The organism is Agrobacterium vitis, from assembly GCF_013337045.2.
GTDB classification, from domain to species: domain Bacteria; phylum Pseudomonadota; class Alphaproteobacteria; order Rhizobiales; family Rhizobiaceae; genus Allorhizobium; species Allorhizobium vitis_B.
This window is the reverse complement of the sequence record NZ_CP118259.1, coordinates 1,275,298-1,301,463: the sequence shown is the minus strand read 5'-3', so window position 1 is coordinate 1,301,463 and position 26,166 is coordinate 1,275,298. Positions and strand designations below refer to the sequence as shown.

The window sequence follows — 26,166 nt, the reverse complement described above, 5'->3', positions numbered from 1 at the left end:
ATCCATGCCCTCTTCATCTCATATCATTTCCCCAACGACATACGCTGCTTCCGGCCCTGACACTGGAATGGTCACCAGCCCCCATCCGCTGGCAAGCGCTGCCGGATTGGCTGTTCTGGAGCGCGGCGGCACGGCAGCGGAAGCGGCCATCGCCATGGCCAGCACCATTGCCGTCGTCTACCCGCATTTCTGCGGCCTGGGCGGCGACTCGGTCTGGATTCTAGCCGACCGGCAGGGCCGCCAGACCTGTTTCCTGGGAATCGGTCAAGCAGCGTTGGAACTGCCGGATTTTACCAGTGACAGTATTCCACTGCGCGGCCCGCTTTCAACCCTCACCACCGCTGCCACCGTCGATGCCTGGGAGGCCGTTCACCGCTATTCCACTGAGTATTGGGGTGGCAAACAGGCGTTTGGCGATCTGTTGCAGGATGCCATTCATCATGCGCAACACGGGTTTCCGGTCAGCCTCTCGCAAGGCTTCTGGCTCGATATGCGTAAGGACATGCTTGCCGACTGGCCAGGCTTCATCAACCTGTTCTTCAACAATGGACGACCCTTTGCCCCGGGAGAGATCTTTCGCCAGCCAGAGCTGGCCCGCTCCCTGGAGGATATTGCCAGCCATGGCGCGCGCAGTTTTTACCAAGGCCCCCTCGCCCAGCGCATCGCCGAGGGGCTTCGGGCAGTCGGGTCGCCAATCACTCTTGCCGATCTGGCAGCAACACGCACGCGGCAGGTGGAACCGGTGCGTCTATCCTATCGCGGACTGGAGCTTCTCGCGCCACCGCCGCCGACGCAAGGGATCTCCACTCTTGCGATCATGGGCATTCTCCAGCATTTCGACCTTTCCGCCCTCGCTCCGGACAGCGCCCAGCATCTGCATCTGGTCGTCGAGGCGGTGAAGCAGGCTTTCCTGACTCGCGACCGGATCGCCGATCCGGATTTTGCCGATCAATCTGTGCAACAATGGCTATCGCCAGAACAATTGCAGCAGGCCGCCAGAGCCATAAATCTGGACCGCGCGCTCGCCTGGCCGCATCCCTACCGAACCGGGGACACGGTGTTTTTCGGCGCGACTGACGCTGCGGGCCAAAGCGTCAGCACGCTGCAAAGCACCTATTTCGATTGGGGCAGCGGCGTTGTCGTCGGCGATACCGGCATTCTCTGGCAAAACCGGGGAGCGGCTTTCTCCCTCGATCCGCAAAGCCCCAATTGCCTGCAATCGGGTAAAAGACCCTTCTATACCCTCAACCCCGGACTTGCCCTGCGCGACGGCAAACCGGCGCTGATCTACGGCACCCAAGGTGCAGACGGCCAGCCGCAGACCCTGGCCATGCTGCTGACACGGCTGATCGATTATGCGCAGCCTCCCGCCCAGGCGCTGGCCGGACCACGATTTCTCCTGGGCAAGACGTTTTCCGACAGCCGCGACAGTTTGAAAATTGAGGCAGACTGCGGCCAGGCGGTGCTCGATACCCTGGCCGATCTCGGTCATCAGCTGGCACCCATTGAGCCGCAAAGTCCAATCGCGGGTCAGGCAGGTGCCATCACCATCGCCCCGGATGGCAGCCTGACAGGCGCCCATGACCCACGCGGCGAGGGTGTGGCGCTAGCCGCGTGTTGACCAATTGCATAGGGTCATTAGGTTTTATACGAACGATCATTGATCGGTGATCGTTCGTCTTCCTTTACTCAAGTCGATGATTCATCTGAGCGTTTGCACCATTCTGAAGGTGGGAATGCAGCAGCATCTTCGAGACTTGGAATGGGAGAGCCTGACAAGGCTTTGGGACGGAGTTGCGAAAACGGCTGTTGCGTAAGCAAGATCCTATAGCATCGAACCGGTTTCGGTTTTTAAACGATGCTATAGGATACCCAACCGAAAAAGGGGGGCGTTTTTCGGTTGGGTCGTGTTTTCATCCATCTGGAGATGTGTCAACGATTTTTACGTTTTCTAACAAAATTCCGAGAATTTCAGTGTCTCGCAGAAACAGTGAAACTCTCTATCCATTTGTTTTTACGCATTTTCGGACGAACAAGCCGAGCCCAACCTACCGCCCCGGCTTACCGGTCTTTCCCTTGGTGCGTGTCTTGCGTTTCTGATCTCCAGCATCTTCGTAGGAACCGGCCCCGGATTTGGCGCGGATAATCGGACGGGGATCGTCCGTTTTAACATCGCCGCTTTTCGAGCTGGGCTTGTCAGGAAGCTTGCCGGGAACAGGCTTTTCCGTCCGACCGACCGTCATTTCATCCAGGCTGTTCTTGCGAAACAGCGGCTTGGCCGTGTCCGTGCCGGGGCCCATATCATCCAGGGATGGTTTGGCGAAATAGGAGCCGTTGTCAGTGGATTCCTGACGGGAATCGTCTGCTGCAACGCCAGCGGACTGGCCGGACACGGCTTGTTCTTGCGCCCGGGCCTCGGCCTTTTCGCCGGGATCACCCATGCTGGCCAGCTCGACCTCCTTCAAACGCTTGATTTCGTCGCGCAAACGAGCGGCAGTTTCGAAATCGAGGTCGGCGGCGGCATCACGCATCTGTTTTTCCAGCGCCGAAAGATGGGCCTGGAGATTGTTGCCGACCAGATGACCACCGGCGGCAAAGCCCTTGCCGCTCGCCCCGGAAATGTCGGCGCGGACATGGTCGCGCTCGTAGACCGAATCGAGAATGTCGGAAATCTTCGCCTTGACCGATTCCGGCGTGATGCCGTGTTCGAGATTGTAGGCCACCTGCTTTTCCCGGCGGCGCGACGTTTCGTCCATGGCGCGCCGCATGGAGCCAGTGATCTGGTCGGCGTAGAGAATGACCTTACCATCGACATTACGCGCCGCGCGGCCAATCGTCTGGATCAGCGAAGTCTCGGAACGCAGGAAGCCTTCCTTGTCGGCATCGAGAATGGCGACGAAGCCACATTCGGGAATGTCCAGACCCTCGCGCAACAGGTTGATACCAACCAGCACGTCAAAGGCGCCGAGCCTGAGATCACGCAGGATTTCGATGCGTTCCAGCGTGTCGATATCCGAATGCATATAGCGCACCCGCACACCCTGCTCGTGCAGATATTCCGTCAGGTCCTCTGCCATGCGCTTGGTCAGCACCGTTACCAGCGTGCGATAGCCCTTTAGCGAGGTTTCCTTGATCTCGCCCAAGACGTCATCAACCTGGGACTTGGCGGAGCGCACTTCGACCGGCGGATCGATCAGGCCCGTCGGGCGAATGACCTGTTCGGCAAACACGCCGCCCGACTGTTCCAGCTCCCAACTGCCGGGCGTGGCCGAAACAGCAACGGTCGGCGGACGCATGGCGTCCCATTCCTCAAATCGCAATGGCCGGTTGTCCATGCAGGACGGCAGCCGGAAGCCATATTCGGCCAGCGTCGCCTTTCGCCTGAAGTCGCCGCGATACATGCCGCCAATCTGGCTGACGGAGACATGGCTTTCATCGATGAACAGCAAGGCGTTATCGGGAATATATTCGAACAGGGTCGGCGGCGGCTCACCGGGCGCACGGCCCGTCAGGTAGCGGGAGTAGTTTTCGATGCCCGTGCAGGAGCCAGTCGCTTCCATCATTTCGATATCGTAGCGGGTGCGCTGCTCCAGCCTTTGCGCCTCCAGCAGACGTCCGCCCTTTTCCAGCTCGGCCAGCCGCTGCTTCAACTCCTCCTTGATTGCTTTGATCGCCCCGTTCAGCGTCGGGCGCGGCGTGACATAGTGCGAATTGGCATAGATCTTCACCGACTTCATATCGCCGGTCTTGTGGCCGGTCAGCGGATCGAATTCGGTGATCGCATCGATTTCATCGCCGAACATCGAAATGCGCCAGGCGGCATCCTCCAAGTGGGCTGGGAAGATTTCAATCGTATCGCCACGCACCCGGAAAGAGCCGCGCACGAAATTGATGTCCTGCCGCTTGTATTGCTGCGCCACGAGGTCGGCTAGCAATTGCCGCTGGTCAATCCGGTCGCCGACCGACATCTGGAAGGTCATCGCCGTATAGGTTTCGACCGAGCCGATACCGTAGATGCAGGACACCGAGGCGACGATAATACAATCGTCCCGTTCCAGGATAGCGCGGGTGGCGGCGTGGCGCATACGGTCAATCTGTTCGTTGATCGAGCTTTCCTTCTCGATAAACGTATCTGAACGCGGCACATAGGCTTCCGGCTGATAGTAATCGTAGTAGGAAACGAAATATTCCACCGCATTGTCGGGGAAGAAATGTTTGAATTCCGAATAGAGCTGGGCCGCCAGCGTCTTGTTCGGCGCCAGAATCACCGCTGGCCGCTGGGTCGCCTCGATCACCTTGGCCATGGTAAAGGTCTTGCCGGAGCCGGTCACGCCGAGCAGAACCTGACTGCGCTCCCCGGCATCGATGCCTTCCACTAGATCCTTGATCGCCGTTGGCTGATCACCCGCCGGTTCGTAATCCGACACCATGCGGATCGGGATTCCCCCCTCGGACTTTTCCGGCCTGGCCGGGCGATGCGGCGCCCAGATCTTGCCGCCCTTGAACAGCGGATTGCCGCTTTCAATCAGCGCCGACAGTGCTTCCACTGTTGCCGTCACGGCACCTGGGGCAAGGCTCTGCGCCTCTTCCAGCGACGTATCCATGCCGGACACCGGGTTGAGACCGGCAGCAGCGCGCGTGGCCGGATCGGAAGATGCGCCGATGGATACGCCTCGGGAGGTGCGCATGGCGCTGCCGCCGTCTTCGCTCTTGGCCTTTGCAGTGCGACCGGCCTTTACGGGGTCGGCCCCGGTCTTGCTACCCGTGCTTTTCTCAAGCGCTATCTTTTCGGCATGTCTGCGCGCTTCGATCTCAATCTTCTTGCGGTGCTTTCCAGCCTTGGACGCGAGTTCCCGTTGGCTTTCGATGCCCCCGGCCTCCGCTTCGGCTTCCAGCTGCTTCACCCAGTCCGCGACACTTCCGCTCAAGGGCGCTCCTTCGAAAGCAGCCTGCGGCGCCTCTTCAAATCCACCGGAATAAGGCGTACCTGCCTCATCCTGCGATGGGGTGTCATTGTTACGGGAGGGAGATTTTTTCGGAGATCTGGCCATGGTCCGAATATGGATAAGACCGCAGTCAAAGTGAAGTGTGCCAGACGAAAATCAGAACAAAAAAGCAACAATTTCACTAAAGTTTTTATCCGTTTGCATTCTCGGGAAAACCAGGGGGGTATTTCCTGTGGACGCCTTTCATCAGGCCACGGCGCGTCGTGATTTTTTCTCACCCATTTGCTTTTTTTTAAGGTCGAGCCATTTGGGCAGCATATCGGCAGGCATGGGCCGGGAGAAATAATAGCCCTGGCCTATTGTGCAGCCGATTTCGGTCAAGGTCCTGGCATCCGCTACCGTTTCCACGCCCTCCGCCACGATATCGACGCCCAGAGCGCGGCCGAGACCGACCAGGGCAACAACCAGTGCCTTGTTCTTTGGGGAATCGCTCATACCAGTGACGAAACTACGATCAATCTTCAGCCGGGTGATCTTCAGGCTGATCAAATAGGCCAAGGACGAGTATCCCATACCGAAATCATCCACCGTCAGCTTATACCCGCTGTTTTCAAGCCGGGTCAGTTGTTCACCGGCAACCGCCGGATCCAGAATGGTTTCCTCGGTAATCTCCACTTCCAGAAGATTGCGACTGACGCCATAGGCAGTGGTAATACGGTCGAGCATGACAGATACGTCATAGAGCGCAAATTCGCGCGGCGAAACGTTCAAGGCGACAGCGATCTCCGGCATACCAAGCTCTTTCAGCCTGTTGAGCAGCTGGCAGATATTTTCTGTCACGAACCCAGTCAGCGCCTCACACATCTGCATGGACTGGGCGGCGTTGACGATTTCAGGCGGAGCGATCCCTCCGAACTCCGGATGGAACCAGCGGACCAGCGCCTCGAAGCCAACGACCCTGCCCGTGACAAGATCGACCTGCGGCTGAAACCAGGTCTCGAGCGAACGATCACGAAGGGCCGTTGGCAGATCCTGCTCAATACGCCGTTGGCGATCAATGCGCTGTTTGATCTGATGATCGAATTCCCGCAATTGCCTGCGACCATCCTGCTTGGCATCCGACAGCGCCATGCTGGCGCAGGTAAACAGACCGTCGCCATCCTCCGCATGGTCGGGGAAAAACGCAATTCCAGCGCTCAGACCAGGACTGACCTGGGTGCCATGGACGGCAATCGGAACCATGGACGAGGCGATAACGGTCTCGGCAAGCGCACGGCAATCCTGGCGCACATCGCCTTTCCGCAACAGGATCGCAAACTCGTCGCCGCTGATCCGGGCTGTCACGGCATCACCGCCCGCGGCATTTTTCAACCTCTGCCCCAGGATTGCCAGAAACTGGTCTCCACCGCGATGACCAAAAGCATCGTTGAGCAGTTTGAACCGATCGACATTGACCAATAACAGGCCAATGTCCCGGTTTCCGACTTTGGCAGCAGCAATTTCCCCCGCGAGCCGTCCATTGAAGTAGATTCTGTTGAACAGCCCCGTCACGGGATCGCCGTTAGCCAGAACCTCCAACCGCAAATTCTTATGCTGAATATCCTTGTTAGCGATGATTAGCGACTGTGTTGCAGCCTGGCTGCGCAACTTCGCCATTTCGCTTTCTATAAATGTCCTGTCCGCCCTTAACAGCAGATGCGACATGAATATGGCCAATACGATAAAATTAAACGTGGAGATGGTCGCAATTATGCCACCATGAATTGCAAAATTCCACGATATCGCTAAAATCATCGGAATGCAGTAGCTGAAGGCGACCTGACTGGTGCCGGCCTGGCGGAACATGGCTGTCGCCACCAGACCGCCGATAACCACCAGGATAGGCGCATTGCGGCCCAGCAAGTCCATATTGACCACCGCTGTCGGCAGAAGAGCCCAGACGATCCCTTGCAAACATGCCGTGATGCACATTAGCCGAAGTACGTCATCCGGATTGGCAGAGGCATATTGACGATGCTGCAGATGGCGCGACAACAGGAACCGGAATACCGTGGCAATAGCCAACGCTATCATCCAGCCGGTAACGACGCTTACGTCATTCCCCTCGGCCAGAAGCAACATGGACGCGGATAGCCCCGCCATCACATTGTAAACTGCAGCCGTTCCACTGCCACGCAATGCCATCGACGCCCGCGCCTTGTGGGCAGACGACAATAAAGATGCTTTTTGATCCGCGGTTTCTGAAAACAAGACAATCTCATTCTTAAAACGAGGCGCAATAATTGTGTTTTTACGAGCCTGGCGCTAAGATTGCTCTTTTTTGGTAAGAAATTATGAATAATGCAGTTAAAAATTGTGCAACGCCTTATGATTACGCATCATTGCGAGCAAAAGACACTCAATACATCCTGTGGGCGCATTGATATACACTTTAGCGCTTTTATACTACCGCATAATTTTCACCTTAGTCCGCAATCCGTTTAAGGGATTCTGCAGCAGGCAAATACAATCCAAGGGGAGATGGTCGAGCATGACGCAACGGAACGATCAAATTGATTATATCGAATTCAACGTGCGCGACATTTCGGCTTCAAAACAATTTTACGCCACGGCCTTTCGTTGGTCCTTTACCGATTACGGACCGGATTATGCCGAATTCAACGATGGTCGACTGAAAGGTGGATTTACCACGACCGCCCCGGTCTCAGCGACCGGCGGGCCGCTCGTCATCCTGTTTGCCGATGATCTGGAAAAGGCATTGAGCAGCGTGGAAAGCGCCGGCGGCACGATCGCCCGCCCGATCTTTTCCTTTCCAGGCGGTCGGCGATTTCACTTCCGAGACCTGGATGGCTATGAACTGGCTGTCTGGTCGGACAGTCTCTAATATCGGGCACAAAGCTGCAATTGGGATGATGCTGTACCTAGCCTGCCATCGCCAAACCAGTCTTCATGCAAGACCAAAGGAGAGCCGCCGGAACTATTGAGCCCCGGCGGCTTTTTATCACTCTCCGCCGCCGAGTGAGTGGACATAGACAGTCAGTTCCTTGACCGTCGTATCGCCTAGACGCGCTGACCATCCCGGCATCATGCCATGCTTGGGATGAGCCACCTGCTGGATGATCTCCTGCTCGCCTTTGACCTTCAGCCAAATGGCATCACCGAGATTGGGCGCACCGAGATCGCGATTGCCCTCGGCCTTTTCACCGTGGCAGGCAACACAATTGTCCATGAACACTTGCTTTCCGGGCGCAACCAATGCGTCGTTGGATGGCTTGCCCGTCAGACTGACGACATAAGCAGAAACCTGGCGAATTTCCTCGGGCTTCAGGATATCGGCGAAGGCCGGCATTTCCGACGTCCGGGTTTCCGGATCGCTCGTGTAGCGAATACCGTGTTGCAGAGTGGTGTAGATGGCATCGACACTGCCGCCCCACAGCCAGTCATCATCGTTCAGGTTTGGATAGCCGGGGCCGCCAGCCGCACCAGACCCATGACAGGGGGTGCAATTGACCTTGAAGGCCGCAGCACCGCCAGCGGTGGCGAATTCGGTCAGATCCTTGTCGGCCAGGATATCCTTGATCGGCAGGGCCGCGATCTTGTCGGTGAACACCGATTGCGCCGCCTTGGCCTCTGCAAGCTCGGCGGTGACAGCTGCACGGTTGGTATAGCCGAACAGACCCTTGGTATTGGTGGAGAGCATCGGCCAGGCCGGATAGACCACCGTATAGCCAATCGCCCAGACGATGGTGGCGTAGAAGGTATAGACCCACCAGCGCGGCATCGGATTATTCAGCTCGCGGATGCCGTCCCATTCATGGCCAGTGGTTTCGACACCACTGATTTCGTCAATGTGTTTGTCAGACATGATCAGTCCTCCCGCAAGGGGATAGAGGCAGCATCTTTCGCCCGCTCTTTGGCGCCCGGACGAAAGACGAAGAGAATGGCGCCCGCAAAGAACAGCAGCATGGCGAGCATGCCCCAGCTGTCGGCGAAATGGCGCATGGCCGTATAGATTTCGGTTCCTTCCATGACGCCCTCCTCAACGGTAACCGGTTGCGTCGTCATATTTGGTGAAGTCCACCAAAGTGCCGATCATTTGCAGATAAGCGATCAGCGCGTCCATTTCGGACAGGACCGCCGGGTTGCCGTCGAAATCGCCGACTTTCGCCTTGGGATAGCGGGCCAGCAATGCCGTGGTATCGGCATTCGGGTCCGCCTGGGCGGCCAGATCGGCCTTGGCATTGTCGATCATGTCCTGGGTATAGGGCACGCCGACTTCGCTATTGACCTTCAGATCCATGGAGACATTGGTGATCTTCAGCGGCGTCTCTTTCAGGAACGCATATTTCGGCATGATCGATTCCGGCACGACCGAGCGTGGATCGCTCAAGTGCTGGACATGCCAGTCATTCGAGTAGCGATCCCCGACCCGGGCCAGATCCGGCCCGGTGCGCTTGGAACCCCATTGGAACGGATGGTCGTACATCGATTCCGCCGCCAGGGAGTAATGACCGTAGCGTTCCACTTCGTCACGGAACGGACGGATCATCTGGCTGTGGCAGAGGTAACAGCCTTCGCGGATGTAGATGTCGCGACCGGCCAGCTCGAGCGGCGAGTAGGGCCGCATGCCCTCCACCTTTTCGATGGTGTTTTGCAGGTAGAACAGCGGCGCGATTTCGACGATACCGCCCACCGCAACCACCAGCAGCGAACCCAAAAGCAGGAGGCTGGCATTTTTTTCGATGATCTTGTGTTTATCGAGAATGGACATGGTGCCCTCCTTACTCCGCCGGTTGCAGGACAGGCGCCATGGCCGAACCTGCAAGAGGCGCCTCGTTGCGCTGGTGGCCGAGAATGGTCATGGTGATGTTCCAGGCCATGACCAGGCTGCCGGCGAGATAGAGCCCGCCGCCGACGGCGCGCATGACATAGTAGGGGAACATGGCCTTGACGGTTTCCGCGAAGGAATAGACCAGGAAGCCCTGCGCATCGTATTCGCGCCACATCAGACCCTGCTGGATACCGGCCACCCAGAGCACGGCGGCATAGACGACGATGCCGAGCGTGGCGAGCCAGAAGTGCCAATTGACCATCCGCATCGAATAGAGGCGATCACGGTGCCAGAGCTTAGGCGTCAGGTAGTAGATCGCGCCGAAGGTGATCATGCCGACCCAGCCGAGAGCGCCAGAGTGAACGTGACCGATGGTCCATTCGGTATAGTGGCTAAGCGAATTGACCGTCTTGATCGACATCATCGGGCCTTCGAAGGTCGACATGCCGTAGAAGGCGATGGCCATGACCATCATCCGGATGATCGGATCGGTACGGATCTTGTCCCAGGCACCCGAAAGCGTCATCAATCCGTTGATCATCCCGCCCCAGGATGGCATCCACAGCATGATCGAGAACACCATGCCCAGCGTCTGCGCCCAATCGGGCAACGCGGTATAATGCAGGTGATGCGGACCGGCCCAGATATACATGAAGATCAGCGCCCAGAAGTGGATGATCGACAGCCGGTAGGAATAGACCGGGCGACCGGCCTGCTTGGGCACGAAATAGTACATCATGCCCAGAAAGCCCGCCGTCAGGAAGAAGCCGACGGCATTATGCCCGTACCACCATTGCGTCAGCGCATCCTGTACCCCTGAAAAAGCCGAGTAGCTCTTGACGCCGAGGAAGGAGACCGGGATCGCCAGGTTGTTGACGATATGCAGCATGGCAATGGTGACAATGAAGGCCAGGTAGAACCAGTTGGCCACATAGATATGCGGCTCCTTGCGGGTCAGGATCGTGCCCAGGAAGGCGACGAGATAGGCGACCCAGACGATCGTCAGCCAGATATCGACATACCATTCCGGTTCCGCATATTCACGGCCCTGGGTGATCCCGAGCAGGTAACCGGTGGCAGCCATGACGATGAAGAAATTATAGCCCCAGAACACAAACCAGCCGAGCGTGCCGCCAAACAACCGGCTGCGACACGTGCGCTGCACCACATAAAACGATGTAATGATCAGTGCATTGCCGCCAAAGGCGAAAATCACCGCAGACGTGTGCAATGGCCGCAGCCGCCCGAAATTCAGCCAGGGGCCGAAATTCAGATCGGGAAAGGCGAGTTGCAGCGCGATGACCAGCCCGACAAGAAAGCCGATCACACCCCAGAACACCGTGGCGATGACGCCATAGCGAATGACTTCGTCAAAATATTCAGACTTGGGTTGCGCCGCAGCCCGGCTGGAGAGGCCAGCTGCTGCCGGTGCAAACCGGATATGGCGCAGCATGACGACCGTGCCACCCAGGAGCACGAAAAAGGCCACCCACATATGGGCAGCAAACAGGCTGTCATAGGCGAAACCCGCCCCGAGCAGCGCGGCAAAGGCCAGAATGGCCAAAACCATGGTTTCGAAAGTATAATTCATTGTTGGCATCCCCCAACGGCTTTGTGTCGGCACGGCCCTTCCCTAAGGGAAGGGTTCCGCCCTGATTTGTGGTTTGCGCAGTCGCTCCATGAAAAAAGCCATTCCGTTGCCGGGACGTTTTTCTGACAGCGCCAGAGTATTTCCAGCAAAAGTACGTAAAAACAGCGAGATAGAGCGTTTTGCATTTCGAGGAAAAGCAGTATTGCTCGCCGCGCCATGCCGCCTGCCGGATGGATAGACTTCTGCGTCGAGTCTCTGTTTGACATTCCGCAGCCTCTGCAACCTTGATTCAAATCAAGGCAGTCCATGCAAAGATGGCGATATATGAAGGACGGCAATGGCATTGTGTCGCAGGCATCGGACATCCGATGCGGAGACATTGCGAACCGGCAGTTGCGGCGAAACACCGGAGGGTCTGAAAGGGTCTCTGGCGTTTCCTAAGTGACCCTTTCAGTGCGTGTTACGCATCCTGATCGGGAAACGGTCTTCAAGGCGGGATTTTTCTTGCCCTTGCACGATGCCGCATTGCCATGTTCAGAGCCCGGCGCTGTGAACGACAACCATGGCTCTTTGGAAATGGCCCTGGCATTTCATTTCCGGACATCTCAAGCCTTTGATGCATTTGAGATATTCGGCATTCATGCAGGGCGAAGATGTGGCTCACGCCTTCGCGCTTGTCAATAACGCCCTACGCATGTGCCGGGCCGGCAATAGAAGGAGATGCGGAATGCAGAGCAATTTGGACAAGACGGGTTTTCCGAAGGCCAGAGACGCTCGGCCCCTTGCTTTGCCGCCATGTGAGACCAGTCTGGAATGGCTGAATCATGCCCATGGGGAGCAAATGGCGCTGTGCGCCGAACTGGAAGAGATCGCCGATTCTCTGCCGAACACTATCAACCGGCAGAAATGCATCTACGCGGCCAAGGCGCTAACCCCGCTCATCAAGGGCGTCCATCACTATGAGGAAAGCATCCTGTTTCCCTGGCTCGAAACATCGACACGCAGCAGCGTCGGCATGCATGAGACGCTGAACCGGTTGCGCTTCGAGCATTGCGAAGATGAGTGTTTTGCCGAGGAACTGACAGATGCCCTGCTCAAACTCGGCAGCGGTGGCGAAGTCAACATGGAGGCCGTGGGCTATATGCTGCGTGGCTTCTTTGAAGGGCTGCGACGCCATATCGCCTTCGAGAGAGAACACATTCTCTGCCAGATCGGCGAAACCCAGCTATCCTGACGGCTAAGCTTTTGCCGTTGATCACAACGGTGACTGTGCCGCTCTCTTCGGTCAATAAAAAACCCGTCCCCCCATGAACTGCCCCCGGAAAGGTTGATGTCCAACTTCCGGGGGCAGTTCATTTGCTATGACGGGTTTTTGATGTGAGCCGAAACGATCAGGCCCCGACGGATCTCAGCCGCTTCTCGTCGCGTCCGCCCTTCATGCGCTCGGCCAGAAGGAAGGCCAGTTCCAACGCCTGGTCCGCATTGAGACGCGGGTCGCAATGGGTATGGTATCGATCCTGCAAATCCTCAGCAGAAACGGCACGTGCGCCGCCGGTGCATTCGGTGACATCGTTGCCGGTCATCTCGATATGGATACCACCAGGATGCGAGCCTTCGGCCCGGTGGATCTGGAAGAAGCTTTCCACTTCCGACAGGACACGATCAAAAGGCCGGGTCTTGTAGTGGTTGAGCGTGATGGTATTGCCATGCATCGGATCGCAGGACCATACGACCTTGCGCCCTTCCCGTTCTACCGCGCGGATCAGGCGCGGCAGATGATCGGCAACCTTGTCGTGGCCAAAACGGCAGATCAGCGTCAGACGACCCGCTTCATTCTGCGGATTGAGAATGTCGATCAGGTTGAGAAGATCGTCAGCCTGAAGCGACGGGCCGCATTTGAGACCCAGCGGGTTCTTGATGCCGCGGCAATATTCGATATGGGCGTGATCTGCCTGACGGGTACGGTCGCCGATCCAGATCATGTGGCCTGATGTGGCGTAATGATCGCCAGATGTCGAATCGACGCGGGTCAGTGCCTCTTCATAGCCGAGAAGCAGAGCTTCATGGCTGGTGAAGAAATCGGTTTCGCGCAGGCTGGCATTGGTTTCCGCCGTGATGCCGACCGCCTTCATGAAATCCATGGTCTCGGAAATCCGGTCGGCCAGCTTGCGGTAACGCTCGGCCTGCGGGCTGTCCTTGACGAAGCCCAGCATCCATTGATGAACGTTTTCGAGATTGGCATAGCCACCCATGGCGAAAGCGCGCAGCAGGTTCAGCGTCGCGGCTGACTGGCGATAGGCCATCAACTGACGATGCGGATCGGGAACACGGGACTCTTCGGTGAAATCGATGCCATTGATGATATCGCCGCGATAGCTCGGCAATTCGACATCGCCCTGACGCTCGAAATCCGACGAGCGCGGCTTGGCGAACTGGCCAGCGATGCGGCCGACCTTGACGACCGGAAGCTGGGCGCCAAACGTCAGTACGACGGCCATCTGCAGGAAAGCGCGGAAGAAGTCGCGGATCGTGTCGGCGCCGTGTTCCGCAAAGCTTTCGGCACAATCGCCGCCCTGAAGCAGGAAGCCATTGCCATCAGCCACATTGGCAAGTGCCTTTTTCAACCGGCGCGCTTCACCAGCAAAGACCAACGGCGGATAGGTCGCCAGCTTTTTCTCTGCTGCGGCCAATGCGGCCTGGTCCGGATAGGCCGGAGCCTGCTTGATCGGCTTCTGCCTCCAGCTTGTCGGGGTCCAATTCTGCGCCATCGTCTTCACCTAAACAAAACGCGGCCATGCCTGCGGGCCGCTCGGATTGGCGGCTTATAAACGCTTAATGGAAGCTTGAAAAGCAATACCTTGCTGTCAAATTGGCCTTCCATAGGTGAAAACCACTCTGGAAGGATTTTGGACAACAGGGAAGCAGTAACCTGCCTCCCTGTATATTGAAGGGGACCGGTGGTTTTTAAACCCGCTCGCCGTTCCTGATCCGATAGCTCGGGTTATACATGGTGACCAGTTCTTCGGACGCGGTCGGATGCACCGCCATGGTGCGATCAAAATCGTCCTTGGTGCAGCCGGCCTTGAGGGTAATTCCAAGCAATTGCGCCATTTCACCAGCGTCATGGCCAAGAATATGCGCGCCAACCACTTTTCGGTCAGCCGCATTGACGACCAGCTTCATGATCACTTTTTCGGTGCGGCCCGATAGCGTCGCCTTCATCGGCCGGAATTCGGCCTTGTAGATCTCGACCTCCGGGAACGTGCGGGCCGCCTCTTCCTCGGTCATGCCGACCGTGCCGATTTCCGGCTGCGAAAAGACCGCCGTGGCAATCAGGTCGTGATCCGGCGAGGTCGGATTGTCTTTGTATTCCGTCTCAATGAAACACATGGCCTCATGGATCGCCACCGGTGTCAGCTGCACTCGGTCTGTCACGTCACCCAATGCAAAAATGCCCGGCACGTTGGTGCGTGAATATTGATCGACGATGATGGCGCCGCGCTCATTGACAGCAACGCCCGCCGTCTCGAGACCAAGGCCCTTGGTATAGGGATCGCGGCCCAAAGCCAGCATGACCGTTTCAGCCGAAATCACCCCGTTGTTGCGGGTGCGGACGGAAAGGCCACCTGCGGCCATCTTCTCGACTTCCTCCATCACATCCGTGCAGAGAATACGAATGCCCTTGGCCTCCATGGCCTGGTGCAGGCCACGACGGATATCCTGGTCGAAGCGCGACAGGATTTCCTTGCCACGATAGATCAACGTCGTATCGACGCCGAGACCGTGGAAGATATTGGCGAATTCCACAGCGATATAACCACCGCCAGCAATCACGATCGAGCGGGGCAGCGCCTCCAGATGGAAAGCCTCATTGGAGGTTATGCACAGTTCATGCCCCGGCAAGGAGGTATGCGCATTGGCCGAACCGCCGACCGCAATGATGATCCGCTCTGCGGTAACTTCGCGTCCGGTCGCCAGCAGACGGACGCGATTGGGGCCGGTCAGTTCCGCCCGGCTTTCAATCAGTTCCGCACCGGCGCTGTTGAGGCCCTTTCTGTACAGGCCTTCCAGACGCTCGATTTCCTGATCCTTTGCGGCGATCAGCTTTTTCCAGTCGAATCGGCTTTCGCCCACTGTCCAGCCAAATCCAGCCGCATCCTCGAAATGCTCGTGAAACTGCGATGCGTAGACGAACAGCTTTTTAGGCACGCACCCCCTGATGACGCAGGTGCCGCCAAACCGGTATTCTTCGGCAATCGCCACCCGCTTGCCCATGGATGCCGCAAGCCGGGCGCTGCGCACACCGCCGGAGCCGCCGCCGATGACGAACAGATCATAATCGAATGATGACATGGAAAACTCCCGCAAGACGGACGGCCAAAGCGTCCCTCGAAAATTTCAGTAGATCGGCCGGACTGGCAAAAAAGGATGAATGCTGGCCAAAAATCATAAGATCATCCATCCCCTATATGGGAATGGATAGGAACAACGACAACGGAATGCCGCCGGATCATTCCCGACGGGCCTGACGATAAAGCCCGGAACCTAGGTCCGGGCTTTTCTTTAATCGGCGTTATCAGATCAAGGCTTGGGGGCAGGTGCTGGAGCCGCAGGTGCAGGCGCCGGTTCCGAAGCAGGCATCTGCGCCTTCAACTGTGCACCGGCAACCTTGACCAGCGCATCATTGGTGTTCTTTTCCAGGTCACGCGCCACACCGGCAGCCCAGATATCGGCAGACTTGCCGAGCTCACGATTGGCGACCGGCTGGTCCTTGATCAGCTTCTTGCCAGCCGGGCTGGCGAAGAAGGCCGCAATCTGCTTCAACTCTTCCTGAGTAAAGGACTTGGCATAAACCGTTGCCGCTTCCTTTTCGAGATCGCCACGGCGTGCAGCCAGCGCGATGGCCTGCTGGTCAACCGTCTTGTCGATCTGGTCTTCAAGGTTAGGATAAGCCTGGATGAGCTGTGCCTTCAACCGAGCGGCGACATTCGGCAGAATATTGTCAAATACATTGGTAACGCCCAGCGCCGTGATGGCCTGACGGGCGGTATCGATCTGCGCATCCGTCACATCCTGCGCGCGAGCAGCCGGACCAGCCAGAAGCGAAGCTGCGATAACCGCACCGGCAACCATGTGCCCGAAATTAAGGCGACCGAGACCCTGATATTTGCTCATAAAACTCATGCTCCTGTTTGTGTCCCCAGCACTCGCCTCCAACGGCAGCGCTGAATTGTCATATTGGTATTATCGATACCCATGGCCTCAGCGTAAACATGCGCCAGACCATGACCATCCGGCTATCACGCCGCGTCAATCACGCCACAGGCTCGATCACCCGCGCACCATCAGAGCCAGCCACGACGGCCAGCGATGCCATGCCGATGAACAGACCGTGCTCCACCACCCCGGGTATAGCATGCAATGCCTGAGAAAGGGCCACTGCATCAGGAATGCGGCCAAAAGAAGCATCGAGAATATAATGCCCGCCATCCGTCATAAACAGATCGTCGCCAGACATGCGCAGGCCAATCGACCCCGACAGGCCCAGTTTGGCGGCGGCCTTTTCGATGGAGATCCGGGTTGCGATGCCGCCGAATCCATTGATCTCGATGGGCAAAGGATAAGCGCCCAGCGTCTCCACCAGCTTTGTTTCGTCGGCAATGACGATCACCCGCGCTGAGGCGGCGGCAACGATCTTTTCGCGCAGCAGCGCTCCGCCGCCGCCCTTGATCAGGGTCAGGTGACGATCAAGCTCATCGGCGCCATCGATGGTCAGGTCCAGTTCCGGCAATTCATCGAGCGACATCAGCGGCACGCCCAGTTCCAGGCAAAGCCTTGCGGTGCGCTCCGACGTTGGTACGCCTTGAACCTTGAAGCCGTCGGCGACTTTTTCAGCCAGCAACCGTACGAACTCCTCAGCGGTCGAACCGGTGCCGATGCCGAGCCGCATCCCATTTTCGACATAAGACAAAGCCAGTTCTGCGGCTTTGATCTTCATTTGACGAACGTCCATGCTGCCCGCAACTCCTCTTGCAACACTCGGCCAAGGCCTTTCGAAACTGCCGGTCAATGAAGCAAACCTTGCTGGTTTGCCAAGCATTCCGCAGAAAGTTCTCGCTGTTTACACGGGTCGCAAGCCAAACGAAAGCCCCTTTCGACGCCTTCCAATCTTGCATTCCGCCTTGAAAAACCTTAGCCCTGACCGCCGAAACCCAAGGTTTTAAAGTGCAATCCATGGAAAGTCAGCCCGTGTCCCCAGCATTCAACGCCGCCCCCGCCACAGTCGTCTTCGACCTGGATGGAACTCTGATCGATACAGCAGAGGACCTCGTAGCCAGCCTCAACCATACCATCGCTGCTGCCGATCTCGCGCCGCTGGAGGCCGATGACCTCAACCATCTGGTCGGACACGGCGCGCGGGTGATGATCGAGCGGGCTTTCAGCCTGCGCGGCAGGCCGATTTCCGAGGATGCGTTCCAGCCCCTGCTTGAGCGCTTCATTGAGCATTACAAAGACCATATGCCCGGAAAAAGCCAGCCCTATCCCGGCCTGCTGGACGCTCTGGAGCGGCTCGACACGGCAGGCCATCGGCTGGCGGTCTGCACCAACAAGATGGAAGGCCTCGCCCGGCCACTGCTCGAAGGTTTAAACCTGACGGCGCGGTTCACGGCCATTACCGGCGGCGATACATTCGATGTGCGCAAGCCAGATGCTGGCCATCTGCTCGGCACCATCGCCAAGGCTGGCGGCGACCCGCGCCGGGCTATCATGGTCGGCGACAGCCGCAACGACATTCTGGTGGCGCGCAATGCCGGTATCCCCTCCATTGCCGTGCCTTTCGGCTATTCGGACGTACCGGTTGCCGACCTTGATCCCGATGTGATCATTACACATTTCAATGAATTGACCTTGGAACTGGTAGACAGGCTCCTCAACAAGGCCAATTGAAATCCCAAAACACAAAAGGCCCGGATCAACCGGGCCTTTTGCTTATTATGCCTTACTTAAATCTCAACTCTGCACACCGCGAGAGGTCGACGTCACATCGAAGGCCTTGCGGGTCGCTTCATCGCGGCCATAGACGTCGTCGTAATAGCGGACGACCCCATCCTTATCCGGCCAGGCGGTGAAATAGGCGACATAAACAGGGAACTTCTGCGGCACCTGCACGGCGCGGTTCTGGCCGGAGGCAATCTGTGCATCGATGTCTTCAACTGTCGTACCCATCACGGCTGCGGCCATGACGCGCGGCTCAGCCAGACGCACACAGCCGTGGCTGAGCGCGCGCATATCGCGCTTGAAGAAGCTCTTGGCCGGTGTGTCATGCATGTAGATGGCATGGGCATTGGGGAACAGGATCTTCAGGTCGCCCAGCGCATTGTCGCTGCTTGGCGGCTGGCGAACATCGACATCGCTTGTCGTGTACCAGTCGACCTGCGAAGAAGCCACCTTGCGGCCCTTGTAGCTGACTTCATAGCCGAGACGGTCGAGATAGCTCGGGTCCTGGCGCAGCTTGGGCAGCATTTCGTTGACGATGATCGACCGCGGAACGCCCCAATAAGGGTTGAATTCCACCGTTTGAATCATGTTCTGGAAGAAGAAAGTCTGGTGCTGGGGCGCACCGACAACAACCTTCATGGCAATCTGCTGCTGGCGGTCGTTGAAATAATAGGCCTCGAAAGCCGGCTGGTTGATGAACACATAGCGCGGCCCCAGATCGGCGGGCAACCAGCGCAATTGCTCCATGGCAACCACGAGCTTTTCGATTTTCTCGGCATTGGAATGTCCGACCATGGTGCGGACCGTTGCCTGGCCAATGACGCCATCCGGCTTCAGTCCGCGTTCTTTCTGGTAGCTCTCGACCAGCGCCACCAGTTCCGGTGTGTAATCCGGCGTGCCCGTGTAGTCGGTCAGCGTCAGCGCATGCTCAGTCTTCAGCGCATCGCTGCCATAGGTCTTGATGCCTTCGACGATATTGGCAAGCTCAGGATTGCTGCCGCCGGGCTTCAAAACGCCGGTCAGATTGATCTTGACGGGCTTGCTCTGCTGCTGATTGGCCTCTGCCACCAACTTGGCAAGCTCAGCCTTCAGCGCCTGGAATTGCGGGCTGGCTGGATCGCGGCCATGCAGATAGGCAGCGATATCCGGGCTTGAATGCACCAGATCCAGCACCGGATCGAGATTGACGGTCTTGCGCTTGAAATCGTGATAGCCTGAAATGCGGTTCGGATCGAGCCTGCCACGCACCGTGTCCTGAACATAGGTCAGGATCTTGGCCGACAGGTTGAGTTCGAAGGCCATCAGCGCCTGGCGGCGGGCGTCTTCGGGCATGGTATCGAGACCATCAGGCACTTTCACCGCATAATCGGCTGGCTCAAGCCCGGCAGTGTCGGCTGTTGCCAGGGCGGCAACCGCCGATTTCGCCTTGTCGGTTATGGCGGTATCGCTGGCCCAGATCAGCGCGCCCTTGTTGTTATAATAGTTTTCCACAGCCTGCGCCACGTCGGGCGTCGCTTCAACCTTGACCTGCGACATGGCGAGATGGGCGACGGCCAGGGCATGGTCTTCACCAAAAACCGGGATCGGCATGTCCGGTGCCTTGATGGAGATCGCACGCTTGTTCTCGGCCTTATAGGCATAATAGCGAGGTGCGGCGACCTTCTGGATCGGCTCTGGATCGCGCAATTGGGCCTGGGGAATGATTTCCGCCGGCGCTGGCTGGCGGCGCTCCTCCGACCTGCCGCGCAGCAGATCCATCAGGGTCGTGGCGCTCGCCGTCTGCGGCAGGGCGGCCACAACCGTGGACGTGGTCAGGAGGACTGCAATCAGCGCCCGGTTCAGTGAAGGTTTCTGCAACTGCTTTCCCCATTCAGAAAGGTCAAGGTCGGGATTCGAAGTCGGTCCCCGAATATTAGCCGGTTCCCTAGCCGATTGCATCGGCTTTGGAAAGTTAACCATGCTAAAATGCTTGAAAAACAGAGGGTCAACTTTAAGTGACCGATCAGCGCGCCGCCATGGTTAACACGACGTCAAGGTTAAGCCGGGAATTGGTTAAAATTCAGTAACCGCAGATCCTTTCTTCCACCAAACTTTGATGACATTACCGCGATTGCACAACCGACCTGGCCTGTAACCGGGATGCTTTGACGCGGGCGTGAAAACATGTATCAAAGCGTCATGTTTTACGGCGACCGTCATCGAGCCGGTCAACGGAGCGATTGCGTATTCAGACCCTTCAGTTGGAGACACATCATGACTGCAACCCGTACCGAAACTGATACATTTGGCCCTATCGAGGTTGCCAGCGATCGATATTGGGGCGCGCAGGCGCAGCGTTCCCTGGGCAATTTCAAGATCGGCTGGGAAAAGCAGCCCCTGCCGGTAGTGCGGGCGCTGGGTATCGTCAAGCAGGCGGCGGCCCGCGCCAATATGGCGCTCGGCGGGCTGGACTCGACGCTCGGTGAAGCAATCATCAAGGCGGCACAGGAGGTGATCGACGGCAAGCTCAACGATCATTTCCCGCTGGTAGTCTGGCAGACCGGCTCCGGCACGCAATCGAACATGAATGCCAATGAGGTGATTTCCAACAGGGCGATTGAAATGCTGGGCGGAGTGATGGGTTCGAAAAAGCCCGTTCACCCCAACGACCATGTCAATATGAGCCAGTCGTCCAACGACACCTATCCGACCGCCATGCACATCGCCTCGGCCGAATATGTCGTGCATCATCTGATTCCCGGCTTGAAGCATCTGCATGCGGCACTGGATGCCAAGGCCAAGGCTTTTGACCATATCATCAAGATCGGCCGCACCCATACCCAGGACGCGACGCCACTGACACTTGGCCAAGAATTTTCCGGCTATGCCGCACAGGTCGCCTCCTCCATCAAGCGGATCGAGCTGACGCTTCCCGGCCTTTATGAGCTGGCGCAAGGCGGCACCGCCGTCGGCACCGGGCTGAACGCCCCCATCGGCTTTGCCGAAAAGGTCGCCGAAGAAATTGCCGCAATCACCGGCTTGCCCTTCGTCACGGCACCCAACAAATTCGAGGCGCTGGCAGCCCATGACGCCATGGTATTTGCGCATGGAGCGATCAATGCGGCGGCGGCGGCCTGCTTCAAGATCGCCAATGACATCCGCTTCCTCGGCTCCGGCCCGCGCGCCGGTCTGGGCGAACTGGCCCTGCCGGAAAACGAACCCGGCTCTTCTATCATGCCCGGCAAGGTCAATCCGACCCAGTCGGAAGCCATGACCCAGGTCTGCGCCCATATCTTCGGCAACAATGCCGCCCTGACCTTTGCAGGCAGCCAGGGCCATTTCGAGCTGAATGTCTATAATCCGATGATGGCCTATAACTTCCTGCAATCGGTGCAGCTGCTCGGCGACGCCGCCGTCTCCTTCACCGACAATTGCGTCGTCGGCATCGAAGCGCGCGAAGACAATATCAGGAAGGGCGTCGAAAACTCGCTGATGCTGGTGACGGCGCTGAACAGCAAGCTTGGCTACGACGCCTGCGCCAAGATCGCCAAAACCGCTCACAAGAACGGCACGACATTGCGTGAGGAAGCCGTCGGCGGCGGCTATCTGACCAATGAGGAATTCGATCAGTATGTCCGGCCGGAATTGATGATCGGGCCGAAGTAAACCGTCACCGCCGCCTTTGAATCTAATCAGATCCTCGGTGCCCTCAGATTTCAACATCTGAGGGCACTCTATTTCCGGGGTAGACCCAGTTTAAGGCGCAAGCTCAGTGTTGTCTTTGCTATCGAATCGGCAGCATCAGTCAGAGCTTGAGCCGATCAGGATCGATGCGTTTGATGCCGATAAAAACAGAAATGCAAAATCCCAGAAGACGGGATATGCCGGGTGGCCATCCTGCAACTGAAACAAGTCAATTGTCTGCGCTGCATCGATGAGATCACTGACCTGACTTTTCAGTTCATTCACAAGGGCGACCAGATGTTGCGATTTCAATACAAGCGCATCAGGACCGGAAGCCTCATTACCCCTGAAGAACAATAGATCGTTCAAGATGGGCCACACCAACGCTTTGTCAATTTCCTTGATGTCGTCGAGCGTCGCCTTAGGACCCAACAACGCTTTTATAATAAGGTGTTTTTCGAGCGGGCCATCCAAAGGCATCTCGAACAGCTTCAAGAACACAGTGTAATTCAATGCGCTATCATTCAAGGTGTCGGCAATTTGGTCGAGAAGCCGCTGATCCATTTAACCTCACAAGCCTATCGCCGAGCCGCGTTCGCGCGCCCGCGATAACAGCATAATAAACGAATAGAAAATCTATTCTCTCACGTTAAATGTTGCATCGCACTCTCCACTTTAGAATCATTTGCAAAGCGCTTGTCGCCGAACTAGACCAAATGCCGAAAATCCGTTTGGCAAAAAGGCTCCTTCGATGGCTGACGATCTCTTTCCCCTTGGCGAAGACACGACTCCCTACCGCAAACTGACCGCCGATTACGTCTCGGTCGAAACCTTCAAGGGCCAGGAAATCCTGACCGTTGATCCGGAAGGCCTGCGGCTTCTGGCGGAAACGGCGCTTTCCGATATCAACCACCTGCTGCGCCCCGGCCATCTTAAGCAATTGGCCTCCATTCTCCAGGACCCGGAAGCCACCGACAATGACCGTTTCGTGGCCTATGACCTGTTGAAAAACGCCAATATCGCCGCCGGTGGTGTGTTGCCGATGTGTCAGGATACCGGCACCGCCATCGTCATGGGCAAGAAGGGCCGCCGCGTCTGGACGGATGGTGGCGATTATGAAGCCTTGGCCCATGGCGTGCGCGATGCCTATGAAAAGCGTAACCTGCGCTATTCGCAGCTGGCGCCCTTGAAAATGTTCGAGGAAAAGAACACCAAGACCAACCTGCCCGCCCAGATCGATCTCTATGAAGAGGGCGAGGATGCCTATAAATTCCTGTTCATGGCCAAGGGCGGTGGTTCAGCCAACAAGACCTTCCTTTATCAGGGCACGCCTTCGCTACTGACCCATGACCGGATGATCGATTTCTTGAAGGACAAAATCCTGTCGCTTGGCACGGCAGCCTGTCCCCCCTATCATCTGGCGATCGTCATCGGCGGGCTTTCGGCGGAAATGAACCTGAAAACGGTCAAGCTCGCTTCGGCCCGTTACCTCGATGGCCTGCCCACAGACGGCTCCGAAAGCGGCCACGCCTTCCGCGACATCGAGATGGAGCAGGAAATCCACAAGCTGACGCAGTCGCTTGGCGTCGGCGCCCAGTTCGGCGGCAAATATTTCTGTCATGACGTGCGGGTCATCCGCCTGCCGCGCCATGGCGCTTCGCTGCCGATTGGCCTTGGCGTCTCCTGTTCCGCCGACCGCCAGGCGATGGGCAAGATTACCCGCGACGGGATCTTCATCGAACAGCTGGAAACCGATCCGTCGAAATATATGCCTGACATCGATGAGGCCGCCCTCTCCTCCTCCACGGTCAGCATCGACCTCAACCAGCCAATGAGCGCCATCCTGGCCGAGTTGAGCAAGCATCCCGTCAAGACCCGGCTGTCGCTGACCGGCACGATCATCGTCGCCCGCGATCTGGCTCATTCCAAGATCCGCGAACGGCTGGAGAACGGCGAGGGAATGCCGGATTACATGAAAAACCACCCGGTCTATTATGCCGGCCCGGCCAAGACGCCGGAAGGCTTTGCCTCCGGTTCCTTCGGGCCGACCACGGCTGGCCGCATGGATAGCTATGTGGACCAGTTCCAGTCGTTTGGCGGCTCGATGGTCATGCTGGCCAAGGGCAATCGCTCCCGCGCCGTGCGTGAAGCCTGCAAGACCCATGGCGGCTTCTATCTCGGCTCCATCGGTGGCCCGGCAGCCCGGCTTGCCCAGGACTGCATCCGCCATGTGGACGTGCTGGAATATCCGGAACTGGGCATGGAAGCCGTCTGGAAGATCGAGGTTGAAAACTTCCCGGCCTTCATCGTCACTGACGACAAGGGCAATGATTTCTTCCAGGAATTCAACCTCTGATCGTTTAATCCACGTGCAAAGGCAACATTTGGCTTTGCACGTGGACTACGATAGTTTACTGTGGATTTTCATATAATAAATAGAAATTTTACAATTACCGGCATCCTTTACTTATTGCTTTAAATATTTGCTCACCATTCAGCCCTAATCCTGAGTGGGGATTATCGGATGGGGTTAACAGAATGAACACCGCAACAATGGCGCGACCGCAAGGGCTCGACATCGCAATGCAGATCTCCTTTGCGATGCGCTCGATGGGCATTTCGCCGTTGCCGCGAAATTACGAGCTGTTCTACGAGGCCTATATCGGCTCCAACCCGGTCCTGACCCGCAGGGTGACCGCGCTGGGAAGCCGTGCCACCCAGGAAGACCTGGACAAGATCGCCGAGGAATTTTTCGGCCATAATTCCAACCGCATTATTGAAAATGCCCATTCAAGGCTGGTTTCGGAACTGGACAATCTGCTGCGCCTGATGAAGCAGGAGCAAAGTTCGCTGGAGACCTATAACAAGCTGCTGGATGAGACCTGCTCGCGCATCAATGCCAAGAGCACCGGCAGCGTCGAGCTGCTGCGCAATGCCATCGCCCTTTTGACGCGGGCAACAGACGATACGCTGGCCCATGGCGAAAAGACCGCTGAAAGCTTTACACAAAAATCCGTTGAAATGGATGCCGTACGGCGTGAGCTGGACGAATACAAGCGGATCGCCAATACCGATTCTCTGACCCGGCTTGCCAATCGCCGCGCCTTCGATGAACGGATGGCCGGACTGTTCAACTATCCCTCAACACTGACGACAACGTCGCTCATGCTGATCGATATCGACCATTTCAAGAAGATCAACGACACCTTCGGCCATCCGGTCGGAGACAAGATTCTGGCAACTGTTGCCGGTGTCATCCGCGCCAATGCACCGCGTGATGCCTTCGTGGCACGGGCGGGTGGCGAGGAATTCGCCATCATCGTTGAGGGCATGCCGGATACCGAAGTGTTCGGGCTGTGCGAACGCATCCGCACCAATCTGGAAAATACTCTGTTTCGCAACTCCCGCACCGGTGTCAATTACGGTCCGGTCACGGTCTCAATCGGCTTTGCCCTGGCCGCCAATTGCCAGGACCCCGGCGAACTTTATAGCCGCAGCGATATCGCCCTTTACTGCGCAAAGAATGCCGGTCGCAATTGCAGCAGGCCGTTTGAGCCCGGCATGCGCAAGGATTTCGCCAAGGGCTGGCTGATCTACAAGGGATAAGACCTGGTATAAAAGCGCCTAAAGCTTATCGCGCGACAGCCCCTTTGCCTCCAGATCGCGCAGATAATCCGCAAACTTCGTCTCACCAGTCTGGCCAAGCTCGCGCAGATAGGCCCAGGTAAAGATGCCGGTATCATGGCCGTCGTCAAAACCGATCCGCACCGCATAATTGCCGGTTGGAATAAGCTTGGCAATCGTCACATTGCGCTTGCCGGGCACGGTGATCTTCTGCCCCGGCCCATGGCCCTGCACCTCTGCGGACGGCGAAAGCACCCGGAGCATCTCCGCCGCCAAACTGATGCTTTCCCCATTATCGAAAACCAGCGTCAAAAGCCGCCGATCCGGTGACACCCTGATTTCCTTCGGCCAAACTTCGCTCACCACATTCTCCCTGTCATATTGTAAAGTACCGCCTGCAACACAGTCGGAGGAAACCGCTTCGCACTTTTCGGTCTGATCGTTTTTTCATTCGCATCAGATGATCCGAAAACCGCTTCGCACTTTTCGGTCTGATGCTGTATCACCCGATT

Annotated in this window: 21 protein-coding genes; 8 read left to right on the top strand and 13 right to left on the bottom strand. The window is 57.3% G+C overall.

The window, feature by feature from the left end; translation table 11 throughout:
* Nucleotides 1-67 precede the first annotated feature (67 nt).
* The gene (locus tag G6L01_RS06135; RefSeq protein WP_070164616.1) at nucleotides 68-1,621 is read left to right on the top strand and encodes a gamma-glutamyltransferase family protein; all 1,554 of its coding nucleotides are present in this window, start codon (nucleotides 68-70) and stop codon (nucleotides 1,619-1,621) included.
* Between the two features lie 427 nt (nucleotides 1,622-2,048).
* Here the strand turns inward: G6L01_RS06135 and uvrB are convergent, their stop codons facing one another.
* Both uvrB and G6L01_RS06125 read right to left on the bottom strand, forming a co-directional pair.
* Nucleotides 2,049-5,051, bottom strand: a complete 3,003-nt coding sequence (gene uvrB, locus G6L01_RS06130; protein WP_070164615.1) for an excinuclease ABC subunit UvrB — start codon at nucleotides 5,049-5,051, stop codon at nucleotides 2,049-2,051.
* Nucleotides 5,052-5,192: 141 nt separating this feature from the next.
* Complete coding sequence (locus tag G6L01_RS06125) at nucleotides 5,193-7,130, bottom strand: putative bifunctional diguanylate cyclase/phosphodiesterase (RefSeq protein ID WP_139190285.1); 1,938 nt, start codon at nucleotides 7,128-7,130, stop codon at nucleotides 5,193-5,195.
* Nucleotides 7,131-7,476: 346 nt separating this feature from the next.
* Here G6L01_RS06125 and G6L01_RS06120 point away from each other — a divergent pair, with 346 nt between their 5' ends.
* Nucleotides 7,477-7,830 (top strand): VOC family protein, encoded by a 354-nt coding sequence (locus tag G6L01_RS06120; protein WP_070164613.1) that lies wholly within the window; start codon nucleotides 7,477-7,479, stop codon nucleotides 7,828-7,830.
* A 117-nt stretch (nucleotides 7,831-7,947) separates the two neighbouring features.
* Here the strand turns inward: G6L01_RS06120 and ccoP are convergent, their stop codons facing one another.
* From ccoP to ccoN, 4 genes are read right to left on the bottom strand one after another with little or no spacing between them, the layout of a single operon-like run.
* The gene (gene ccoP / locus G6L01_RS06115) at nucleotides 7,948-8,811 is read right to left on the bottom strand and encodes a cytochrome-c oxidase, cbb3-type subunit III (protein ID WP_070164612.1); all 864 of its coding nucleotides are present in this window, start codon (nucleotides 8,809-8,811) and stop codon (nucleotides 7,948-7,950) included.
* Nucleotides 8,812-8,813: 2 nt separating this feature from the next.
* Nucleotides 8,814-8,975 carry a cbb3-type cytochrome c oxidase subunit 3 gene (locus tag G6L01_RS06110; protein WP_070164611.1) on the bottom strand — a complete coding sequence of 54 codons (162 nt, stop codon included), beginning with the start codon at nucleotides 8,973-8,975 and terminating at the stop codon, nucleotides 8,814-8,816.
* Nucleotides 8,976-8,985: 10 nt separating this feature from the next.
* Nucleotides 8,986-9,717, bottom strand: a complete 732-nt coding sequence (ccoO, locus tag G6L01_RS06105; RefSeq protein ID WP_070164610.1) for a cytochrome-c oxidase, cbb3-type subunit II — start codon at nucleotides 9,715-9,717, stop codon at nucleotides 8,986-8,988.
* A gap of 10 nt (nucleotides 9,718-9,727) precedes the next feature.
* On the bottom strand, nucleotides 9,728-11,368 hold the full coding sequence (gene ccoN, locus G6L01_RS06100; RefSeq protein ID WP_070165108.1) for a cytochrome-c oxidase, cbb3-type subunit I: 1,641 nt from the start codon (nucleotides 11,366-11,368) through the stop codon (nucleotides 9,728-9,730).
* A gap of 88 nt (nucleotides 11,369-11,456) precedes the next feature.
* Here ccoN and G6L01_RS06095 point away from each other — a divergent pair, with 88 nt between their 5' ends.
* Both G6L01_RS06095 and G6L01_RS06090 read left to right on the top strand, forming a co-directional pair.
* Complete coding sequence (locus G6L01_RS06095; protein ID WP_156547832.1) at nucleotides 11,457-11,606, top strand: hypothetical protein; 150 nt, start codon at nucleotides 11,457-11,459, stop codon at nucleotides 11,604-11,606.
* A 489-nt stretch (nucleotides 11,607-12,095) separates the two neighbouring features.
* A complete protein-coding gene (locus G6L01_RS06090; RefSeq protein ID WP_070164609.1) occupies nucleotides 12,096-12,602 on the top strand; it encodes a hemerythrin domain-containing protein in 507 nt (168 codons plus the stop codon).
* Nucleotides 12,603-12,759: 157 nt separating this feature from the next.
* On the opposite strand, the gene G6L01_RS06085 is transcribed toward G6L01_RS06090, so the two are convergent.
* From G6L01_RS06085 to rpiA, 4 genes are all read right to left on the bottom strand, one after another.
* Nucleotides 12,760-14,136 carry a class II 3-deoxy-7-phosphoheptulonate synthase gene (locus G6L01_RS06085; RefSeq protein WP_070150888.1) on the bottom strand — a complete coding sequence of 459 codons (1,377 nt, stop codon included), beginning with the start codon at nucleotides 14,134-14,136 and terminating at the stop codon, nucleotides 12,760-12,762.
* Between the two features lie 196 nt (nucleotides 14,137-14,332).
* Entirely contained in the window at nucleotides 14,333-15,721 is a 1,389-nt protein-coding gene (gor, locus tag G6L01_RS06080) for a glutathione-disulfide reductase (protein WP_070164608.1), read from the bottom strand.
* Nucleotides 15,722-15,949: 228 nt separating this feature from the next.
* Nucleotides 15,950-16,543 carry a DUF2059 domain-containing protein gene (locus tag G6L01_RS06075; protein WP_070164607.1) on the bottom strand — a complete coding sequence of 198 codons (594 nt, stop codon included), beginning with the start codon at nucleotides 16,541-16,543 and terminating at the stop codon, nucleotides 15,950-15,952.
* A gap of 139 nt (nucleotides 16,544-16,682) precedes the next feature.
* Nucleotides 16,683-17,381: a ribose-5-phosphate isomerase RpiA gene (gene rpiA / locus G6L01_RS06070; protein ID WP_070164606.1), complete on the bottom strand. Its 699-nt coding sequence runs from the start codon at nucleotides 17,379-17,381 to the stop codon at nucleotides 16,683-16,685.
* Between the two features lie 221 nt (nucleotides 17,382-17,602).
* On the opposite strand from rpiA, the gene G6L01_RS06065 reads away from it, so the two are divergent.
* Nucleotides 17,603-18,316, top strand: a complete 714-nt coding sequence (locus G6L01_RS06065; protein WP_070164605.1) for an HAD family hydrolase — start codon at nucleotides 17,603-17,605, stop codon at nucleotides 18,314-18,316.
* Between the two features lie 63 nt (nucleotides 18,317-18,379).
* Here G6L01_RS06065 and G6L01_RS06060 read toward each other — a convergent pair whose 3' ends face one another.
* On the bottom strand, nucleotides 18,380-20,224 hold the full coding sequence (locus G6L01_RS06060; protein WP_070164604.1) for a L,D-transpeptidase family protein: 1,845 nt from the start codon (nucleotides 20,222-20,224) through the stop codon (nucleotides 18,380-18,382).
* Between the two features lie 396 nt (nucleotides 20,225-20,620).
* On the opposite strand from G6L01_RS06060, the gene fumC reads away from it, so the two are divergent.
* Entirely contained in the window at nucleotides 20,621-22,012 is a 1,392-nt protein-coding gene (fumC, locus tag G6L01_RS06055; RefSeq protein WP_070164603.1) for a class II fumarate hydratase, read from the top strand.
* Between the two features lie 135 nt (nucleotides 22,013-22,147).
* Here the strand turns inward: fumC and G6L01_RS06050 are convergent, their stop codons facing one another.
* A complete protein-coding gene (locus tag G6L01_RS06050) occupies nucleotides 22,148-22,594 on the bottom strand; it encodes a hypothetical protein (protein WP_070164602.1) in 447 nt (148 codons plus the stop codon).
* Nucleotides 22,595-22,781: 187 nt separating this feature from the next.
* On the opposite strand from G6L01_RS06050, the gene G6L01_RS06045 reads away from it, so the two are divergent.
* A complete protein-coding gene (locus G6L01_RS06045) occupies nucleotides 22,782-24,386 on the top strand; it encodes a fumarate hydratase (protein ID WP_070164601.1) in 1,605 nt (534 codons plus the stop codon).
* Nucleotides 24,387-24,568: 182 nt separating this feature from the next.
* Complete coding sequence (locus G6L01_RS06040; protein WP_070164600.1) at nucleotides 24,569-25,636, top strand: GGDEF domain-containing protein; 1,068 nt, start codon at nucleotides 24,569-24,571, stop codon at nucleotides 25,634-25,636.
* 18 nt (nucleotides 25,637-25,654) lie between these two features.
* On the opposite strand, the gene G6L01_RS06035 is transcribed toward G6L01_RS06040, so the two are convergent.
* Nucleotides 25,655-26,017: a gamma-butyrobetaine hydroxylase family protein gene (locus G6L01_RS06035; protein ID WP_070164599.1), complete on the bottom strand. Its 363-nt coding sequence runs from the start codon at nucleotides 26,015-26,017 to the stop codon at nucleotides 25,655-25,657.
* Between the last annotated feature and the right edge of the window lie 149 nt (nucleotides 26,018-26,166).

Bases quoted from the DNA above. Each gene is read 5' to 3' on its own strand.
- G6L01_RS06125 (WP_139190285.1), bottom strand. From the start codon at position 7,130: ATGGCATTGCGTGGCAGTGGAACGGCTGCAGTTTACAATGTGATGGCG.
- ccoN (WP_070165108.1), bottom strand. From the start codon at position 11,368: ATGAATTATACTTTCGAAACCATGGTTTTGGCCATTCTGGCCTTTGCC.
- G6L01_RS06050 (WP_070164602.1), bottom strand. From the start codon at position 22,594: ATGGATCAGCGGCTTCTCGACCAAATTGCCGACACCTTGAATGATAGC.
- G6L01_RS06120 (WP_070164613.1), top strand. From the start codon at position 7,477: ATGACGCAACGGAACGATCAAATTGATTATATCGAATTCAACGTGCGC.
- G6L01_RS06040 (WP_070164600.1), top strand. From the start codon at position 24,569: ATGAACACCGCAACAATGGCGCGACCGCAAGGGCTCGACATCGCAATG.
- rpiA (WP_070164606.1), bottom strand. From the start codon at position 17,381: ATGGACGTTCGTCAAATGAAGATCAAAGCCGCAGAACTGGCTTTGTCT.
- gor (WP_070164608.1), bottom strand. From the start codon at position 15,721: ATGTCATCATTCGATTATGATCTGTTCGTCATCGGCGGCGGCTCCGGC.
- G6L01_RS06075 (WP_070164607.1), bottom strand. From the start codon at position 16,543: ATGAGCAAATATCAGGGTCTCGGTCGCCTTAATTTCGGGCACATGGTT.
- G6L01_RS06095 (WP_156547832.1), top strand. From the start codon at position 11,457: ATGAAAAAAGCCATTCCGTTGCCGGGACGTTTTTCTGACAGCGCCAGA.
- fumC (WP_070164603.1), top strand. From the start codon at position 20,621: ATGACTGCAACCCGTACCGAAACTGATACATTTGGCCCTATCGAGGTT.
- ccoO (WP_070164610.1), bottom strand. From the start codon at position 9,717: ATGTCCATTCTCGATAAACACAAGATCATCGAAAAAAATGCCAGCCTC.
- G6L01_RS06110 (WP_070164611.1), bottom strand. From the start codon at position 8,975: ATGGAAGGAACCGAAATCTATACGGCCATGCGCCATTTCGCCGACAGC.
- ccoP (WP_070164612.1), bottom strand. From the start codon at position 8,811: ATGTCTGACAAACACATTGACGAAATCAGTGGTGTCGAAACCACTGGC.
- G6L01_RS06090 (WP_070164609.1), top strand. From the start codon at position 12,096: ATGCAGAGCAATTTGGACAAGACGGGTTTTCCGAAGGCCAGAGACGCT.
- G6L01_RS06085 (WP_070150888.1), bottom strand. From the start codon at position 14,136: ATGGCGCAGAATTGGACCCCGACAAGCTGGAGGCAGAAGCCGATCAAG.
- G6L01_RS06135 (WP_070164616.1), top strand. From the start codon at position 68: ATGGTCACCAGCCCCCATCCGCTGGCAAGCGCTGCCGGATTGGCTGTT.
- G6L01_RS06065 (WP_070164605.1), top strand. From the start codon at position 17,603: ATGGAAAGTCAGCCCGTGTCCCCAGCATTCAACGCCGCCCCCGCCACA.
- uvrB (WP_070164615.1), bottom strand. From the start codon at position 5,051: ATGGCCAGATCTCCGAAAAAATCTCCCTCCCGTAACAATGACACCCCA.
- G6L01_RS06045 (WP_070164601.1), top strand. From the start codon at position 22,782: ATGGCTGACGATCTCTTTCCCCTTGGCGAAGACACGACTCCCTACCGC.